Raw genomic sequence first — 15,109 nt, 5'->3', positions numbered from 1 at the left:
TATGGATCCGGCGACTGAGATGAGTGCGCTCCGCACGGAGCAGCCGTGCCGATCCGGGCTTACGAACTTTTCGAGACTCCCTGGCAGGACCCACAGGTTGCGGCGGTCCCCGGACGGCGGCCTACCGGCGTTCCGGTATAGCTGCTGGCACGTCCGGACGTAGCCGATGGTGGAGGCGTACCCGGATGCCATTGGCTCCGCCTCGGATCTCGATCTGGTCGATGAGCATCCCTGCCGCCACAGACCACTTGGCTGTTTTCCTGCCTGTGGCGGCAATTGGCAGGTGAGCGGGCGCGCTGACGGCAGGACCTCAGGCCGTCCAGGCCGTCGCGGCGGCCTGGCTACGAGCAGGAGGTACAGAGAAGTGTCACCTGGTGACCACCGGGTGACTGCTGTCCGCTCGGCGATTTATCGGAGTCCACGGAATGCTTGGAGAGCGTCACCGCGAGCGATCAGCCGCCGACACGCCGCGCGAAACACCCGACCGCACCGGAAGGAATCTGACGCCATGACCGCGACCGCGCCCAAGGCTCCGACTGCACCAGGGGTGCGGTCCTGGTGGGGAATCCCGTTCGCCACCGCCGAGCGGTACCGCCGCCCCGTGGTCGCGGACTTCGCTCCGGATCGCCCCTGCGACCGCAAGGGCGTCACCCCCGTCCAGCCCGACAGCGGCGACTGGCTCGAAGCGGACAGCGGGATGGGCGAGGACTGCCTGAACCTGAACGTGTGGGCGCCCGAGGAGCCGGCCGGGAAGACGCTGCCGGTGGCCGTGTACATCCATGGCGGCGGATTCGAGTTCGGCGCGAACACGCAGATCACCTCGAACGCCGCCGGTCTTGCCGTGTCGGGGCGCGTGGTGGGCGTGTCGGTCAACTACCGGCTCGGCGCACTGGGCGCGCTCTCGCTGTCGCAGTACGGCGGGCGGCTCGCCGAGGCCAGCAACCTCGGCCTGCAGGACGTCATCGCCGCGCTCACCTGGATCAAGCAGAACATCGCCCACTTCGGTGGCGACCCCGACGACGTCACCGTCTTCGGCCACAGCGCCGGCGCCTACTCCACCTTCGCGCTGCTCGGTGCTTCTTCCGCGGACGGCCTGTATCGGCGGCTGGCCGGGTTCTCCGGTGCGCCCTCGCGTCTCGTCCCGGCCTGGTGGGCTGAGGAGCTCGCGGAGCGGTTCGTCACCGAACTCGGTGTCGCGGGCAACCCCGACAAGCTGATCGATCTCGACGCGGCCTCCCTGGTGGCCGCCCTGCGCAAGGTCTGTCCGACGGATCTCGGAGTCCGTGGCGGGATGGACAACCAGAGCCTCGGCGTCGTCCTGGACGCCGAACAGCCCGGCGGGGTGCTGCACACCCACCCCCTGGAAGTCCTGGCCTCGGGCTCGCACCGGGACATCGACGTACTCCTGAGCACGGCCAGTGACGAGATGGGCTGGTGGGTGGCGAACGACCTCGACCGGTTCGACCCGCACACCGTCGACCGCGTCACCGACGAATTCGCGGGGTGGCGCATTCCCCGCTCCCGCGCCAAGAAGATCGTCGATACCTACGACCAGGGCGGCCGCACCCCTGCCGAGGTCCGCGCCGCGTCCCTGACGGACTACATTTTCACGCTCCCCGCCGCTCGCGGTGCTCTGGCCCACGCCGCCGCGGGCGGCAACGCCCATCTCCTCATGATCGGGCCCGTCGATGGTGCGCCCGCCGTGCACGGCACCGAGATGTACGCCCTGGTCGGCCAGGAACAGCCGGGCCCCAGCCCTGAACAGGCCGACCGTGACACGCGTATCCGCGACATCGCCCTCGACTTCGTCACCGGCGAGCAGACCCGCCTGTGGCCCGCCGTCACGGACCGGCCCACCTCGGGAAGCGTCGGCAACCCTCCCTACGAGCCCAGCGCCCACTACCAGGCGGTCCTCGACCTGTTCGAGAACATCGCCCGCCCCTGACGGCCGTCGTCCTCACCCGGCCCGGCGGCCTCGACGCACTCGAGATCCAGGATGTGCCGGTGCCCGTACGCAAGCGCGGTGGTTGGGCAACCCACGACGACAACGCGACGGCACGCGACCTCGCCTCGCTGCTTCCGCTGACGCTGCAGATGAACGACCTGTTGAAGCGCGACAAGTACGGTCACCTGCCCCGGTCCCGACATCGCCATCTTCTATGACCACGACGGCCAGTCCGTCCCCGCCCCCGGCATCGTCATCCTCGGCGAAACCGACTCGGGGGCCGATGCCTTTGAGAAGTACGACGGCACGGTCGACGTCACCATCGAGGCCGTCGACTGAGACCCAGCCAGAAACCACCGAGATGGTCAACCAAGGAGAGGAGGGGGGACGGTCGTGGCCTCGCCGGCGGCGAAGGCGGCCGGGGTGAGACCGGTGCGGTCGCGGAAGAAGCGGCCGAAGTTCGCGGGATCGGTGAAGCCGAGGTGGACGGCCACAGCCCGAGCGTCCCACCGGGCACCTCCCAGCAGGCGCCGGGCTTCCAGGAGGCGACGCTCGTCGATGAGCTCGCGTACCCCCTTGCCGGTGGCGTCCCGGGCAGCGCGGCTCAGGGTGCGGACCGAACAGCCGAGCAACTCGGCGTAATCCGCGGCGTGGTGCAGCTCGCGAAAGTGCAGCTCCAATGCGTCCAGGAAGCGCCGGTACCTGTCGGCTCGGCCCGTGCCGGCCGTGGCCGTGCCCATGGGGGCGATGCCCGGGGCGTTGGCCAGACGCAGCAGCAGCGATTCGAGCAGGCTGCGCCGCAGGGCGTGGTGGATGTCGAGGCGGCGGCGCCCCAGTGCGCGGTGTTCGTCCAGGAGCTGGAGTGCCGTCTGCTGGAGCCAGGCGGTGTCGTCGGGGTGCGGGCTGAGCACGGCAGGGGCCTCGTGCGCGGTGAGCGGGGCCAGGAGACGGGCGAGATCGGGCCGCAGCACGTCCGGTTCGAACAGGATGAACGGGCCGCGGGCCGCGCCGGGCGGATGCCAGCGCTGCGCATGCCCGGGACGCACCCACAGCCACTGGCCGGGGGCGACGGTCCGCGTGACGTGGTCGACGTCGTGTCGCAGCTCACCCTCGGTGACCGCGATGAGGTAGTGGAAGGTGGCACGGCCCGGATGGGGCGGGTTCCACGGCCAGTCGTCGTGCTGGGCGAAGAAGTCCTCGACGGTACTCACCTCAAGGCCGTACGGAGTACCGACCGGAGGCTGGAAACCGTACAGCGGAACCGCAGCTGGTCCGGCCTGCCTGCTCGGCCCGGAGTGTCGCTTGTCGACCATCACGTGTCCGCAGCCTACCGCCCTCTTTGTCGGCTTCGACGGAAGGATGGGACGTGCCACCGCGCCCGCGCGGCGCGCCCTCCGCCTCCCTCGATGCCACAGTCCGTCGCCACCTGAGAAGGCTCACCACCATGAACGGATCAGCCCTGCACAAGATCGCCGCCGACTGCGCGGAGGAACTCCCCGGAGCCCAGCTGGAGCATCCCTTCGGCCCCGACTGGGAGGTCTACAAGGTACGCGGCAAGGTGTTCATGCTGATGACCGAAGTCCCGGGGCGTCCCGTCGTGACCCTCAAGGCGGACCCCGCCGAGGCCCACGCCCTGCGGGAGCAATACAGCCACATCACCCCCGGCTACCACATGAACAAGAAGCACTGGATCACCCTGGAGAGCGGAGAAGGCGTCGACAAGGAGCTCGTCAGGGAGCTCGTCACCGAGTCCTACCGGCTCGTCGTCGCCCACCTCCCCAAGGCCGAGCGGCCTGTCGACCCGCACACCTACGGCACCGCCACGCGGGCGGCCCGGTGAACGCGGCCGGCGACCGGCTCCTCGTGGACGGCAGCGACATTGCGGGCAAGGGGCGTGGGTATGACGGCGGCGGACCGTGACCGAGCGGAAACCGGTGGCGATACGTGCCAGGCCGGGTATCACGCGCAGATCAAAGCGGAGAACCGCGCGCGCATCATCCGCGCCGCCCGCGACCGACGGACAGACACAGCCGGCATCCGCAGTGGCCGAACAGTTCCTCGGCATGATCTGCGGCCAGCTCCTGTGACCTCAACTCGTACGGACCGACTTCGTCCCGCCCGACCCCACCGACACCAGGATCGTGGACGAAGCCGTCGCCCTCATGCTCACCCGCTATCCCACCGGATCCCGAACCTCGGACCACCCGTTCACGCTGCAGATCTGGCGGCTGGTCGCCCAGACGCCCGAGCGGCTGTTGATGCCCGTGCTCGCCGCGCTCTGCGACGTCTTTGAGTGCCCCCGGCCGAGCTGATCGAGCTCAGGGCAGCAGGTGGAGGTGGTGTCCGGCCTTGGTGAACGACTCGGCGCCGCGCTGGTCGGTGATGATGGACCAGCGCCGCACCCGCGCGGCCACGCTCACCTGCGCCAGAATCATGTCGCCGGAGAAGAACGTGATCGCCTCGTCGGCTACTCGGCCGGCGGCGTCGGCGTCCAGATCGGCCATGACCGCCGACGCCGACCGCAGCACCCAGTACAGTTGGTCGACGTGCTCCATGCCCAGCCGCACGAGTGCCCGGGTGAACGCGAGCGCAGGGATGACCAAGCTGTGGCCCTGCTGGTTGGCGACGGCCGCCATGGCACGCATGTACTTGGTGTCGCCGGTGGCCAGGTCGATGATCGCGGGGACGTCGAGGACCTTGCCCGTCAGGGCGGGCTCGATCATGAGGCGCGCATGGGGCCGTCGCCGCCCTCCTCGCCGGACGTCGTCCGGGCCTGCATAGCCAAGCGTTCGGCCTCGCGGCGCTCGAACCACTCATCCGCGCGGTGTACGGCCTCGGAGTCACTGTCGCCCTCGGAGCCCAGCACGTCGGTGGCCCACGCGAACGCCTCGGGCGGGAACGGTCCCCACCGGTCCACGATCGCCTGCGTGCGCTGCTCCCGCCGCGCCCGCTCGGCCGTCGCCTCGGAGATGTACGCCGACACCGACTTGGCTCGCCCGGCATTGACCGCCGCACGTGCCACCGCCAAAGCCTCTTCCGGGACTGTCACGGTGATCCGCTCAGTTGCCATGACCCCACTATATGCAGCCGCCAGCTCGAAAGTATGCAAAACCTTGCCCAGGTAGAACGCCACCCCTCAGATGATCATGCAGATGTGCGCTAGCCGCTGCGGTGGTCACCGGCTCGCCTGAAGCGAGGCCGATCGCCCGCCGTACGATCGGTTGCCTATGGCCGTACGGCGGGCGCTCTGGCTGGTGGGCTCTGCATCATGATCGGGGCGCGCCATCGCATGTGATCTCGTTTGGGCTGATCGTTTCCGGCTACGGCGGCCATGGGTGTCGAGGCGCTCACTGGTTGGCGGCCCAGCCTCAGGGTGGCGATCCCGCTGACGCGTTCGCCTCTTAGCCGGTAGCGCCAATGGCCTGGCGGCCTAGCTGATCAGGATCGGGCTCTTGCAGCTACCCCGCTTATGGATGGACACCACAATGTAGACCCGGTGGCCTTCCGGCAGGTCCCGGTCCTTCGTCTTGTACTTGCCCTTTGCCGGCCGGAGCGTCCAGTTCAATTCGAAGACGTTCGGTTGGTACTCGACGTACAGCTTGGCCGAGACCGAGGTACTCGTCCCGTTGAAGGCGCCGAAGAGCTCTCCCTTGGCGTTGAAGGCGCCTTGCACGAAGGCGTCGGTGTTCTTCCACCGGCGAGCCACTGAGCCGGAGATGCCTCCTGGGTCGCCGTCGCTGGAGTCGCTGCTTCTCACACAATGCCAGCCGCTTGGGCCGACGGCCGGGGCGGCGGATGCGGTCCCTGTCGTGCTCACCATGACACCGGTTCCGACCGCGGCTCCCGCCGCCACTGTCGCGCACAACCTTGCAAACTTCATGTCGCCTTCCCTTCTGTCGAATTTCGGATGCGGGTTCTGCTGCGGGGTACTCGGCGTCCGGTAGAACCCTCCTTGAGATCCAGGCCATGAGGGGCTTTGCGGACGCTCCGTGTGGAGGACGTCGATGGGATCTTCGGTGGCGGCCCGCGGTATCCGCAGCCCCCTTTTACCTCTGCCTGAAACCGGGGCCGGGTGCGGACATCCGGCACATGACCAACCCGGTGGGGGCCGAACTCGCAGCGGAGCCCCACAGACCGGGCGCTGGGCAGTCCGGACTGCGAACTTGCAGGCAGTGAGGCTGCCGGATCTACTGACCCTTTTCCGTTCTGGCGAGCTTAAGTCGGTATTGATTACCGATGTCCGGTCTGAGGAGGCCTCGTAGAACTGGCACTGGCCGCAAACACGACGGCCAAGGCAAGAGGCCGCAGCATCCACACAGGAAGGCCGTTCATCGATGTCCGCTCATATCTCCAAACTCGCCCGCGCAGGGCTCGCCGGAGCCGTTCTCACCACGGGTCTGTCCGCCGCGCTGGTCACCAGCACCGGCTCGCCCGCCGACGCCCGCGCCTGCCATGTGCTAGCCGACCTCTACCATTTCGAAGGGGCCGTCACCGGCGAACACTTCCGCTACTGCGACCCTCCCGGGGTGGAGAACCCCCTCGGCGTCACCATCGAGCGCCGCGTCACTTCTACTAACTGGGTCGTCGTGGCCAAGGGCACCGGCGGCGCCTCCTACCAGTGCGCCGGTACGGCGACACGGACCTACCGCTTGAAGGGCACGAGCCGGCAGATCACCGTGCCGTGCTCGTGAGCGGACCGCTTCCAAAGCACCCCGGGCATTCCTACTGAGGAGAAACCAACGTGAGCACGATCCGGTTCACACGTGTCAACACCGCGCGCGCCCTGGCAGGCGCAGGCATCACCGCCGTGCTTCTGTCGCTGGCGACGGCGCCTCCCGCCCATGCAGACGTACAAGCCCGCGCGTGCACGTTCCCCAGCACCATCAGCCACCACGCAGGGAAGATCGTCGGCACCCGCAACGTCATCTGCAACCCGCCCGGTGAGGAGGGCCCCGCCCCGGTCACCGTGCAGCGGAGTCCCAACGGGACCACCAACTGGGTGACGGTCGCCCACGACGACGGCAACGAGGGCGTGGCCACCTATGTCTGCGCCGGGACCGGCACGCGGTACTACCGGCTCAAGGAGGCGACCCACAAGATGATCAAGGCCGCCTGTTCTTGACCCCCGTCCCAGTGACCGCATCGAGATCGGCCGCGGCCTCCGATAACCACTGACCGCCCGTCTGGGTCCTTCCTGCCGGAAGACCCGGGCGGGCGGAGCCAACGCGGGAGCGCCGTTGATATCACCCAGCCCTCAAGGCGAACGACAGCAGGCGCTTACGTGATCGCAGCAGGGTGTCGAGGGGATCGTCTCCGCCGCGGACCTCTAGTACGTGGCGCCCGGTGTAGTTGATCGACTGGAATGCGCGCATTGTTGCCGGCCAGTCGACGATGCCGTCTCCCGGTGGAAGGTGGGGGTCCCTGCCCACGCCGTCCGAGTCATGGATGTGCGTGTTGATGAGGAGCTCGGCGGCGCTGGTGATCTCTTTGCGGAGGCGGTCGCCGATAGCGCCGATGTTTGCCCGAGTTTTCGTTCAGCAATCGGAGGAGTCGGACGTCTTTCCTAGGTAGAAGCTCTAGAGAGGGCGGGCCCCTGGCGTGTCAAGTGAAGCTCTGTCCGCGTTGTTCCAGGAACACGCGCGAACGCTGGTGCGCACCGCGGTGTTGCTGACCAACGACGACGAACTGGCCGAGGAAGTGGTGCAGGAGGCCTTCCTGGGCTTGCACCGCCGGTGGCGGCGCAAGGGTGCGCCGGAGAGCCCCGAGGCATATCTGCGCACGTCCGTGGTCAACGGCTGCCGATCAGCGCTGCGACGCAGAAAGGTCGCCGCGAACGCCAAGGTCCTTCGGCCCGTGCCGGACGTGTCTGCGGAGGCCGCCGTTCTGCTGCACGAGGAGCAGGCCGAAGTGCTCGCGGCCATGGAACGGCTCACCCCGCGCCAGCGCGAGGTGCTGGTCCTGCGCTTCTTTCTGGATCTCGATGACCACGCCATCGCCGCCACCCTCGAGGTGAGCCGCGGGACCGTCTCGTCAACGATCTCCCGCGCGCTGCGCAATCTCGAAGACCTGCTGGGAGGGGAAGGATGACCACCGACCTGGAGAGCCGTCTCCGACACGCGTTCGAGGCCAGGACCGCCGGCGTCCCCGTCCCACCCGAGCCTGACTGGGAGGTGGCGCAGGCACGCCCTCGCAAGGCGTACCCGATTCTGGGAGTCATCGCCACGGTGGCCGCCACCCTGGTCGTGCTGCTCACCGTGACCCTTGTCTGGGGAGACGGCGGCAGCGACGATCAGGCATTCAGACCAGGCACCGTTGAAGTCACGCCGGTATGGCCCGCAAAGTCGCCCACCCTCGCGCTACGGAGGGACACGTCGAATCCGCAGATCGTGAACGTCGCCACCGGCAAGGTTCTGGGCACGGCACTGCCCCCGGCCGGCTATGACGTGGCGTGGGCGGGATATGAGGCCGCCGCCGCCGACAACCGGACCTTCTTCTTCACCGTCAGCAAGGCGTTGAACAGCCGGCACATGGTGGCCCGGGTCCACGTGGACGACCAAGGCCGGCCGGACGGCCGTGCGGTCCTGGTCGCCCAGGTGCCGACGGCCAACGAGCTGAACGCCGTCGCACCGCCTCTCCCGACCCCCAACACCAACGAACCTGCGCGGTGGGCCACGCTCGACGGGCTCTCGGTCTCGCCCGACGCCACCCGGCTGGCCATGACGGTGAGCACCAGGAACGGGGAGGGACTCTCGGTCTGGGATCTGAGCACCGGGCGCAACACAACCTGGGGCAGCCCTACCGCCATCACCGCCCTCGCCTGGGGCGGCGACGGCTCACTCTTGTGGGCGTCCGGGCATTCGGCGGGCCGCCTGGATCCAGAGAGCCGGCCAAGCATCCTGCGACCCACCCAGAGCTATTCCGACCTGGGCGACGCGGAAGTTTCCCAGCTGCTTCCCAGCGGTGACCGCATCGTCGTGCTGTCAGAACCGTACTCGGTGCGGCTAGTGCAACTCTCCAGGCACCCAGGCGGTCCCGAGCGCGTCCTGGACCAATGGGTCGCGACCGGCGGAGATAACGGCGGCGCAGTCGTCGACGGCAGTGCAAGACACGTGCTCTACCTTCGGAACAGCGAAGGCGTACGGCTGGACCTCAAGACCGGCGCGCGCACCCCCACCAAGCTCGGCGGCCCCGAAAACAAAATGGCCATCTTCACTTGGTGACCGAACAGCGGTGAGTTGATTCGCATCGACCGACGGGGCCTTCGCATCCTGGCGGGAAAGTGATTCGCGCGAGTCGCGAAGTGTTGGTGTGAGCCGACCACTTTCCATCGCTTTGGAGGCGTCCGCATGACGGAGGCAGGGACTTGAGGGCCGATGTGGACGAGCCGGCGACCGACGCCGAGCTGGTCACCCGGTTCCGGCGGAATCCCGAGGAGTTCCACGCGGTCTACAACCGGTATCACCGCGACATCTATCTGTATGTGGCCGGGCGCCTGGACGTTCAGGCGGCGGACGACGTCGCGGCCGAGACGTTCCTGACCGCGTTCCGCGAGCGCGATCGGTTCGATCCCGGACGGGGCGCGCTGCGGCCATGGCTGTTCGGCATCGCCACCAACCTGGTTGCCCGGCATCGGCGCAAGGAAGCCCACCACTACCGGGCGCTCGCGCGCGGGACGCACGAGCGCGCGGCCGACAGCCACGAAAACCGCGTCCTGACCTCGGTGACCGCCCAGCGCATGCAGCCACAGCTCGCGATGGCCCTGACCAAGTTGTCCCAGGGCGAACGCGACGTCGTCTTGCTCGTGGCCCTCGCGCAGCTCACGCACGAGGAGGTGGCCGTGGCCCTCGACATCTCGTACGGAACGGTCGGCTCCCGGCTGAGCCGTGCCCGCAAGAAGCTCCAGAACGCCATCAACCAGGAGGAAGTCAATGAATGACCTTCAGGATCTCGCCACCCTGCTGGCCAAGCCCGAACCACCCCGCGAGGCGGTCGACAACGGCCGCCACAAGCTGCAGAACGCCATGCTCCATCCCTCCCCGGCCCGCAAGCACAAGAAGGCCTGGCTGGCCGGCGGACTCGGCCTGACCGCCACCGCCGCCGCAACCGCAGCTGCGATCGTGCTCGTCTCCTCCGGGACGGGCGCCCCACACACGCCCAATAGCCCGCCGGATCGGCAGATGTCCGCGCGGCAGGTCCTCCTCGCGGCGGCCACGACCGCGGAGACCCTGCCGGACGAGGGCATCTACTGGCACATCACGCTGGAGGAGAGGCCGCGCCCGGGCGCGGCGCCGGAGACCACCGAACGCTGGATCAAGCGCGACGGCCGGGTCTGGTTCAAGGGGAAGAAGTCCGACGGCCAGCTCACCCAGATCGGCGATCAGCGATGGGGAATCGGTCCCCTCTCGGTGAGCCTCGACCAGCTCCTGCGCCTGCCGACCACGCCTGATGACCTCAAGGGCTGGATCACCGACGCCGTGAAACGCAGCGACCTCAGGACCAGCGCCGGGCGGTTCACCGCGGCCCAGCAGAAGCAAGGCGTTTTCCAGGGGCTGGTCTCCCTGATCAGCACGCTGCCGACCACGTCGAAGACACGCGCGGCCGCCTTCCGCGCGATCGCCTCCTACCCGAACGTGAAGAGCACCGGGAAGGCGCCCGGCGGTCAGGGCCTGCAGTTCCCCTCGGAGACCGGGGACACGGTCAGGATGGTCATCGATCCGGCGACCTCCCAGCTGCGCCACACCAATGTTCTCGTGTGGATCGACGGCGGCGAGTGGAGCACCTCGGGCACGTACACGCTCACCACCACGTGGACGAACGTCCAGCCCCGATAGACGGCGCAGGAGTCTCACTATGCTGATCAAGAAGACGGCGGCCGGGCTCGGAGTGCTGGCCCTGCTGGTCCTACCGCCCCTGCCGGCCGTGGGCACCACCGCCCAGGCCCAGGCTTCCCCCGGGTCGGCGACGCCGATTCCCGAACGCTTCAAGCGCGGAACAGTGGTCACCGGCATGCCCGGCGAGTCGCGCGCCGGCTCACCCGCGAAGAAGCGGACGGCAGGCGCGCACACGATCAAGATCGACGTGCTTGACCGTTCAGGTAAGCCGCCCACGACCGAGCAGGCCAGCCGCGCCTACATCTGGCCGCTGAACGGCGACTGGCCATTGGGAGCGGACATCCAGGACGGGCATGGCGAGGAGCCGATCCCGCCCGGCGACTATGCGATCTACACCTACGTCACGACTCCCGAAGCCGGCGGCAAGAGCTCCAAGACGCTGGTCTATCTGCCCAAGGTCTCAGTGACGGGCGACATCTCGCTGATCTTGGACGCGCGGAAGGCCAGGCCGATCCAGGTGGCGGTGGACCGCAAGGACGCCCGGCTGACCGATGCCCTCGTCCTCGTCAGTCAGAAGATCGGCCCTCGGGTCCAGGCCACCGCACTGAACCTCACTGGTACCGACCTGTACATCACGCCGGCCCCACCGGGCCTCGGCCTCGCCTATCACCTTCAAATGACGCTGACCCGCAACGGAACCCAGACGGGCAGTCCCTACGTGTACAACCTGGCGTCCGCCGCCGAGGGCATCCCCGCAGACCCGAGCCTGCGAGCGCGCGGCAAAGACCTGGCGGTCGTCCAGACGCGCCACTTCGGGCAAGGCGGGCCTGCCTGCGGCGGGTCGCACGCCTCCATCGACTGGGGCATAGGTGTTACAGCCGGGCTCTACGCGGAGACCGGCGCGCTGCCCACCACTCGCACCGAATACTTCACCACAGGGCTCGACTGGGAACTCGACGAGGGCGTCACCACGGCGGACTGCGCCTTCGAGAACGCCGACATCAGTGTGCGCACGGAACGGTTCTCACGCCCGGGGATCTACGCCCGCCAATGGAACGACGCTCCTTTCGGCCCCGGAGCCGGAGTGCTGGATCTCAGTGCCGCCGACGACACCTCGCTCGACGTGGCGATGTTGTCCACGTGGCACGCCTACGGGAGCGGTGACGGGATGAGAGGAACCTCGACACTGCGCGACGCAAGCGGGAACGTCGTGGGCACCAGCAGCATCCCCGGCTCCGGCGGCCCCTGGCCCAGCCCTTCCCCCGGCAAGCACACGCTCACGGTGGACGCCGAGCGTTCGGTCCCCTGGTCGGACCTCGCGACCCGGCAGCACATCGTCTGGGACCTCGATGTCCAGGACCAGAAGATCATCAACCTGCCGGTCGTCCGCCACCGCGCGACCCTCGACATGAGCAACCGGGCCGGCCCGGGCTCGCAGCAGCAGATCAGCCTCATTCCCGAAGGCCTCCCCGCGAACGCCACGCCGGCGTTCTCGATCTCCTTCGACGACGGCAAGACCTGGCAGCCGGTCACGGTCCGCCCCGGCGGAACCGCGTCCTTCCGCAACCCGCCCTCCGGCCACGTCTCACTACGCACGATCGTCCCGGGTGTGGTCCACCAAACTGTCATCCGCGCCTACGCCATCAGCTGAGAAAAACCTGAGAACGCCCCGAGGCCGCATGGCCCGGGGCGTTCTCGTCTGCCTGCCCGCCTTGCCGACAAATGTTACATCTCTTGGCTAGTATCGAATACATGTTCCCCTGAGCGCGAGTGGTTCTCCCCCCGGGGGTCCCGGTAGCACTGACGAAGTTTCGGTCGGATAAGGCCGCTACCTGCGGCTGTGCACGTTCTCGGGACGGGTGTTGATCACTGCCGCTACGTTCCATCACCGACGGAGCTGAATGCCTCGAGCACGCGTCCGGCGAACTCGGATACCTGCGGGTGCGGGTCGTGGTTTAGGTCTTCTACAATGTCCAGACACTCTGACCATTCCGCATGGACAATCCCCCACAAGGTGGAGTACCGGACGATCGGCGCCGGGTCTTTACTTCCTCGTGCGAACAGCTCCGTGAATGCTTCTGTGGCCGCGAGCGGGGCACCGAGCCCGAGCCGTAGCATGGCGCGCATTTGTTCGTCGGGAAGACCGCTGCCAAAGCTGAGGTTGGCAATCTCGGTCAGTTCGTCCAGCGTCCAGACATTAATGCCCTTCTCCATCAGGGAGAGGATCTCGCCTCTCTGCGACCTCTCTCCTCCTAGAACGAGCATGTACCGGAGCTGCCCGCTGCTGTCGATACCGACATCGTCGATGATGTAGTGCACAGACGTTGCGGTGTCCACGTTCCACCGGGCTTCGTAGTTGATTTCCTGCTCCGGATCCCGGTTGAGCACGCCGGCGAATTTCCAGCCCGCAGCTTCGGCGAACATCTCCACCAACCTGACAGGCTCGTTCTTCTTCAGCACAAGCCGACGACTCCGATAAGCGTTGACCGTCATCCGTCCTCTTTTCGCTCCTGGCGCGCGGGAGCCTGCCCGTATGTCGAAGCTGGAGACACTACGTGGCACCAGGCGGATTCCAGGAACTGTCGCAACACGCAGTCATTCGACTGTTGCGACGAGCTTAGCGAGGAGCTCAGCGGGGGTTTGCCAGTGGAGGATCTTGCGGGGGGTTGTTGAGCTCGGCCGCGATGGCGGCGAGGTCTTCGGCGGTGTAGATGGACAGGTCGGTGCCCTTCGGGAGGTATTGGCGTAGCAATCCGTTGATGCTTCTATGTCAAGCTGCGGGCCGGTGCCGTGTGATCTGGTGGTCCCAGGATGCTTGGTCGGTGGTCATCGCGCGGTGGATGACGTCGATGAGGTGGCGTTGCAGGATGCGTCGGGCTCCGCGTTTGCCCTTGGTGGGTTCGTGGCGGGCTAGGAGTTCCTGGGCGCCGGGGTGGAAGCGCTTCTGCACGATGGCGGCGGTGTAGAGGACGCTGTTAAGGCGGCGGTTGCCGCCGCGGTGGAGGCGGTGACGCTCCTGGTCGGAGGAGTAGACCGGGATTGGTGCGCAGCCGGTGTAGCGGGCGAGCTTGGCTGAGCTGGGGAACCGGGTGATGTCGCCGATCTCGGCGATCAGGACCGCGGCGGAGGCGTGGCTGATCCCGGTGATCTGCAGCAGCGTCGGAGCCAAGGGGCTGACCAGTTCCTTGATCGTGGTGTCCAGGTCATGGACGCGGCGGTTGAAATCGGCGATCTCGGTGGCCATATCGGTGAGCACCTGACCGACGTGTGCGCTCAGCCGCGCGGTGTCCAGCAGAGTGATCAGCGCGGTCACGTGCTTGGGCCGGGCCAGATCGCCGGGCGTGTGGTCGAGCCAGATGTGCAGCTGCGCCTTGAGCTGGTTGATGACCATGGTGCGGCGCTTGATGAGGTCGGTGCGGTAGTCGACCAGGACGCGCAGCTCGCGGACGTGTTCGTCGATGCGGTGCCGGTCCAGGCCGGGGGTGGCGATGGCGGCGTGGGCGACCGCGGTGGCATCGACGGTGTCGGACTTGGCTCCGGTGGCGGCGTGGAGCTTGCGGTGTGCGGCCATGAGGCGTGCTGGCACCCAGGCCACCTGGTGGCCGGCCAGTAGCAGGCCGTCGGCCAGCCGACGTGCATGTCCGCGTCCATCCTCGATGGCCCAGGTGACTGGCGTTCCGTCGGTGACCGCTCGGATCCAGGTGAGCAGCGTGGGGATGAGCAGTGCGTTGTTCTTGAGGGTCACCGGTTTGCCAATGCGCGTGCCGTCGGCGGCGACGGCCACCGCGATGTGGACGTGCTTGTGCGGGTCGATCCCCACTGTCACCATCGAAGAGTCCTGTTCTGAGCTGCGGCGGATGGCGGGACAGCAGCGAGGGCCCTGACCAGGGGACAGACCTATTGCGAGTTGACTGGCTCAGCAGGCTTCTATCAAGTCACTCCCGGTCAGGGCTCTCACCCTGCAGGCGGCCGTGGACAGATCAACGGAAAGCCTTCCGGCACGTGTTCTCCGAGTCACCCGGCCGCCCGACGCTGAGCCTCTCCCGTCGAAGCAACCCCGCGCGACCCACCTTGCCCAATACGTGTTCTCGTTCGAGCCGCGTTGCCAGGGGGCTGGGCCGGATCGCAGAAGTAGACCGGGATGCCCGTGGTGCGAGTGAACTCGTCGTGTCGGCACATCTCGCTGCCCTGATCCCAGGTCAGCGAGCGGGCGAGGTCGGCGGGCAAATCGGCGAAAGTATGCAAGAGCGCGTCGCGGACGTGCTCGCCGGCCAATCCTTCGACGTAAGGCGGACATGCCGATGACGACCTCGCCCGACATGCTCTCAACCGC

Annotated in this window: 17 protein-coding genes and 3 pseudogenes; 11 read left to right on the top strand and 9 right to left on the bottom strand. The window is 67.7% G+C overall.

What is annotated here, in order from left to right; all coding sequences use genetic code 11:
* Positions 1–508: 508 nt before the first annotated feature.
* Both ACH34W_RS39410 and ACH34W_RS39405 read left to right on the top strand, forming a co-directional pair.
* Complete coding sequence (locus tag ACH34W_RS39410; protein ID WP_395966290.1) at positions 509–1,945, top strand: carboxylesterase family protein; 1,437 nt, start codon at positions 509–511, stop codon at positions 1,943–1,945.
* Positions 1,831–2,284 (top strand): annotated as a pseudogene (locus tag ACH34W_RS39405) (cyclophilin-like fold protein). Before ACH34W_RS39410 ends, ACH34W_RS39405 begins: the two are co-directional and overlap by 115 nt.
* Before the next feature lie 26 nt (positions 2,285–2,310).
* On the opposite strand, the gene ACH34W_RS39400 reads toward ACH34W_RS39405, so the two are convergent.
* On the bottom strand, positions 2,311–3,156 hold the full coding sequence (locus ACH34W_RS39400; protein ID WP_395966289.1) for a helix-turn-helix domain-containing protein: 846 nt from the start codon (positions 3,154–3,156) through the stop codon (positions 2,311–2,313).
* Positions 3,157–3,389: 233 nt separating this feature from the next.
* Here ACH34W_RS39400 and ACH34W_RS39395 point away from each other — a divergent pair, with 233 nt between their 5' ends.
* Both ACH34W_RS39395 and ACH34W_RS39390 read left to right on the top strand, forming a co-directional pair.
* Positions 3,390–3,785 (top strand): MmcQ/YjbR family DNA-binding protein, encoded by a 396-nt coding sequence (locus ACH34W_RS39395; protein ID WP_395966288.1) that lies wholly within the window; start codon positions 3,390–3,392, stop codon positions 3,783–3,785.
* A 301-nt stretch (positions 3,786–4,086) separates the two neighbouring features.
* Positions 4,087–4,257, top strand: coding sequence for a hypothetical protein (locus ACH34W_RS39390; RefSeq protein WP_395966287.1), 171 nt, complete (start codon positions 4,087–4,089; stop codon positions 4,255–4,257).
* A 6-nt stretch (positions 4,258–4,263) separates the two neighbouring features.
* Here ACH34W_RS39390 and ACH34W_RS39385 read toward each other — a convergent pair whose 3' ends face one another.
* The 3 genes from ACH34W_RS39385 to ACH34W_RS39375 form a co-directional block, all read right to left on the bottom strand.
* Complete coding sequence (locus tag ACH34W_RS39385; protein WP_395966286.1) at positions 4,264–4,668, bottom strand: hypothetical protein; 405 nt, start codon at positions 4,666–4,668, stop codon at positions 4,264–4,266.
* Positions 4,665–5,015 carry a hypothetical protein gene (locus ACH34W_RS39380; protein WP_395966285.1) on the bottom strand — a complete coding sequence of 117 codons (351 nt, stop codon included), beginning with the start codon at positions 5,013–5,015 and terminating at the stop codon, positions 4,665–4,667. The genes ACH34W_RS39385 and ACH34W_RS39380 overlap by 4 nt, the downstream gene beginning before the upstream one ends.
* Before the next feature lie 360 nt (positions 5,016–5,375).
* Positions 5,376–5,825 carry a hypothetical protein gene (locus tag ACH34W_RS39375; protein ID WP_395966284.1) on the bottom strand — a complete coding sequence of 150 codons (450 nt, stop codon included), beginning with the start codon at positions 5,823–5,825 and terminating at the stop codon, positions 5,376–5,378.
* Positions 5,826–6,279: 454 nt separating this feature from the next.
* Here ACH34W_RS39375 and ACH34W_RS39370 point away from each other — a divergent pair, with 454 nt between their 5' ends.
* The gene (locus tag ACH34W_RS39370; protein WP_395966283.1) at positions 6,280–6,636 is read left to right on the top strand and encodes a hypothetical protein; all 357 of its coding nucleotides are present in this window, start codon (positions 6,280–6,282) and stop codon (positions 6,634–6,636) included.
* A 50-nt stretch (positions 6,637–6,686) separates the two neighbouring features.
* Positions 6,687–7,067, top strand: coding sequence for a hypothetical protein (locus ACH34W_RS39365; protein ID WP_395966282.1), 381 nt, complete (start codon positions 6,687–6,689; stop codon positions 7,065–7,067).
* Between the two features lie 121 nt (positions 7,068–7,188).
* Here the strand turns inward: ACH34W_RS39365 and ACH34W_RS39360 are convergent, their stop codons facing one another.
* On the bottom strand, positions 7,189–7,404 hold the full coding sequence (locus ACH34W_RS39360; protein WP_395966335.1) for a TIM barrel protein: 216 nt from the start codon (positions 7,402–7,404) through the stop codon (positions 7,189–7,191).
* Between the two features lie 139 nt (positions 7,405–7,543).
* Between ACH34W_RS39360 and ACH34W_RS39355 the strand changes: the two genes are divergently transcribed.
* The 5 genes from ACH34W_RS39355 to ACH34W_RS39335 all read left to right on the top strand — a co-directional run bounded on the left by ACH34W_RS39355 (position 7,544) and on the right by ACH34W_RS39335 (position 12,427).
* Complete coding sequence (locus tag ACH34W_RS39355) at positions 7,544–8,032, top strand: SigE family RNA polymerase sigma factor (protein ID WP_395966281.1); 489 nt, start codon at positions 7,544–7,546, stop codon at positions 8,030–8,032.
* Positions 8,029–9,165, top strand: coding sequence for a hypothetical protein (locus ACH34W_RS39350; protein WP_395966280.1), 1,137 nt, complete (start codon positions 8,029–8,031; stop codon positions 9,163–9,165). Before ACH34W_RS39355 ends, ACH34W_RS39350 begins: the two co-directional genes overlap by 4 nt.
* A 143-nt stretch (positions 9,166–9,308) precedes the next feature.
* A complete protein-coding gene (locus tag ACH34W_RS39345; protein WP_395966279.1) occupies positions 9,309–9,881 on the top strand; it encodes an RNA polymerase sigma factor in 573 nt (190 codons plus the stop codon).
* Positions 9,874–10,776, top strand: coding sequence for a CU044_5270 family protein (locus ACH34W_RS39340; protein WP_395966278.1), 903 nt, complete (start codon positions 9,874–9,876; stop codon positions 10,774–10,776). The genes ACH34W_RS39345 and ACH34W_RS39340 overlap by 8 nt, the downstream gene beginning before the upstream one ends.
* Before the next feature lie 19 nt (positions 10,777–10,795).
* The gene (locus ACH34W_RS39335) at positions 10,796–12,427 is read left to right on the top strand and encodes a hypothetical protein (RefSeq protein WP_395966277.1); all 1,632 of its coding nucleotides are present in this window, start codon (positions 10,796–10,798) and stop codon (positions 12,425–12,427) included.
* A gap of 224 nt (positions 12,428–12,651) precedes the next feature.
* Here ACH34W_RS39335 and ACH34W_RS39330 read toward each other — a convergent pair whose 3' ends face one another.
* From ACH34W_RS39330 to ACH34W_RS39315, 4 genes and pseudogenes are all read right to left on the bottom strand, one after another.
* A complete protein-coding gene (locus ACH34W_RS39330) occupies positions 12,652–13,269 on the bottom strand; it encodes a hypothetical protein (protein ID WP_395966276.1) in 618 nt (205 codons plus the stop codon).
* Between the two features lie 102 nt (positions 13,270–13,371).
* Positions 13,372–13,546 (bottom strand): annotated as a pseudogene (locus tag ACH34W_RS39325) (IS30 family transposase); the annotation flags it as partial.
* Positions 13,547–14,605: an IS110 family transposase gene (locus ACH34W_RS39320; RefSeq protein ID WP_395966275.1), complete on the bottom strand. Its 1,059-nt coding sequence runs from the start codon at positions 14,603–14,605 to the stop codon at positions 13,547–13,549.
* Positions 14,606–14,857: 252 nt separating this feature from the next.
* Positions 14,858–15,036, bottom strand: a pseudogene (locus ACH34W_RS39315) (transposase); the annotation flags it as partial.
* Between the last annotated feature and the right edge of the window lie 73 nt (positions 15,037–15,109).

It is taken from the genome of Actinomadura sp. 6N118, assembly GCF_044326415.1.
Lineage (GTDB): Bacteria > Actinomycetota > Actinomycetes > Streptosporangiales > Streptosporangiaceae > Spirillospora.
The sequence above is the reverse complement of the archived record's forward strand: the minus strand, read 5'-3'. Positions and strand labels throughout refer to the sequence as shown.

Excerpts from the sequence above, each read along its gene's own strand:
- ACH34W_RS39410 (WP_395966290.1), top strand. The coding sequence starts at position 509 with ATGACCGCGACCGCGCCCAAGGCTCCGACTGCACCAGGGGTGCGGTCC.
- ACH34W_RS39395 (WP_395966288.1), top strand. The coding sequence starts at position 3,390 with ATGAACGGATCAGCCCTGCACAAGATCGCCGCCGACTGCGCGGAGGAA.
- ACH34W_RS39385 (WP_395966286.1), bottom strand. The coding sequence starts at position 4,668 with ATGATCGAGCCCGCCCTGACGGGCAAGGTCCTCGACGTCCCCGCGATC.
- ACH34W_RS39380 (WP_395966285.1), bottom strand. The coding sequence starts at position 5,015 with ATGGCAACTGAGCGGATCACCGTGACAGTCCCGGAAGAGGCTTTGGCG.
- ACH34W_RS39375 (WP_395966284.1), bottom strand. The coding sequence starts at position 5,825 with ATGAAGTTTGCAAGGTTGTGCGCGACAGTGGCGGCGGGAGCCGCGGTC.
- ACH34W_RS39370 (WP_395966283.1), top strand. The coding sequence starts at position 6,280 with ATGTCCGCTCATATCTCCAAACTCGCCCGCGCAGGGCTCGCCGGAGCC.
- ACH34W_RS39350 (WP_395966280.1), top strand. The coding sequence starts at position 8,029 with ATGACCACCGACCTGGAGAGCCGTCTCCGACACGCGTTCGAGGCCAGG.
- ACH34W_RS39340 (WP_395966278.1), top strand. The coding sequence starts at position 9,874 with ATGAATGACCTTCAGGATCTCGCCACCCTGCTGGCCAAGCCCGAACCA.
- ACH34W_RS39335 (WP_395966277.1), top strand. The coding sequence starts at position 10,796 with ATGCTGATCAAGAAGACGGCGGCCGGGCTCGGAGTGCTGGCCCTGCTG.
- ACH34W_RS39330 (WP_395966276.1), bottom strand. The coding sequence starts at position 13,269 with ATGACGGTCAACGCTTATCGGAGTCGTCGGCTTGTGCTGAAGAAGAAC.
- ACH34W_RS39320 (WP_395966275.1), bottom strand. The coding sequence starts at position 14,605 with ATGGTGACAGTGGGGATCGACCCGCACAAGCACGTCCACATCGCGGTG.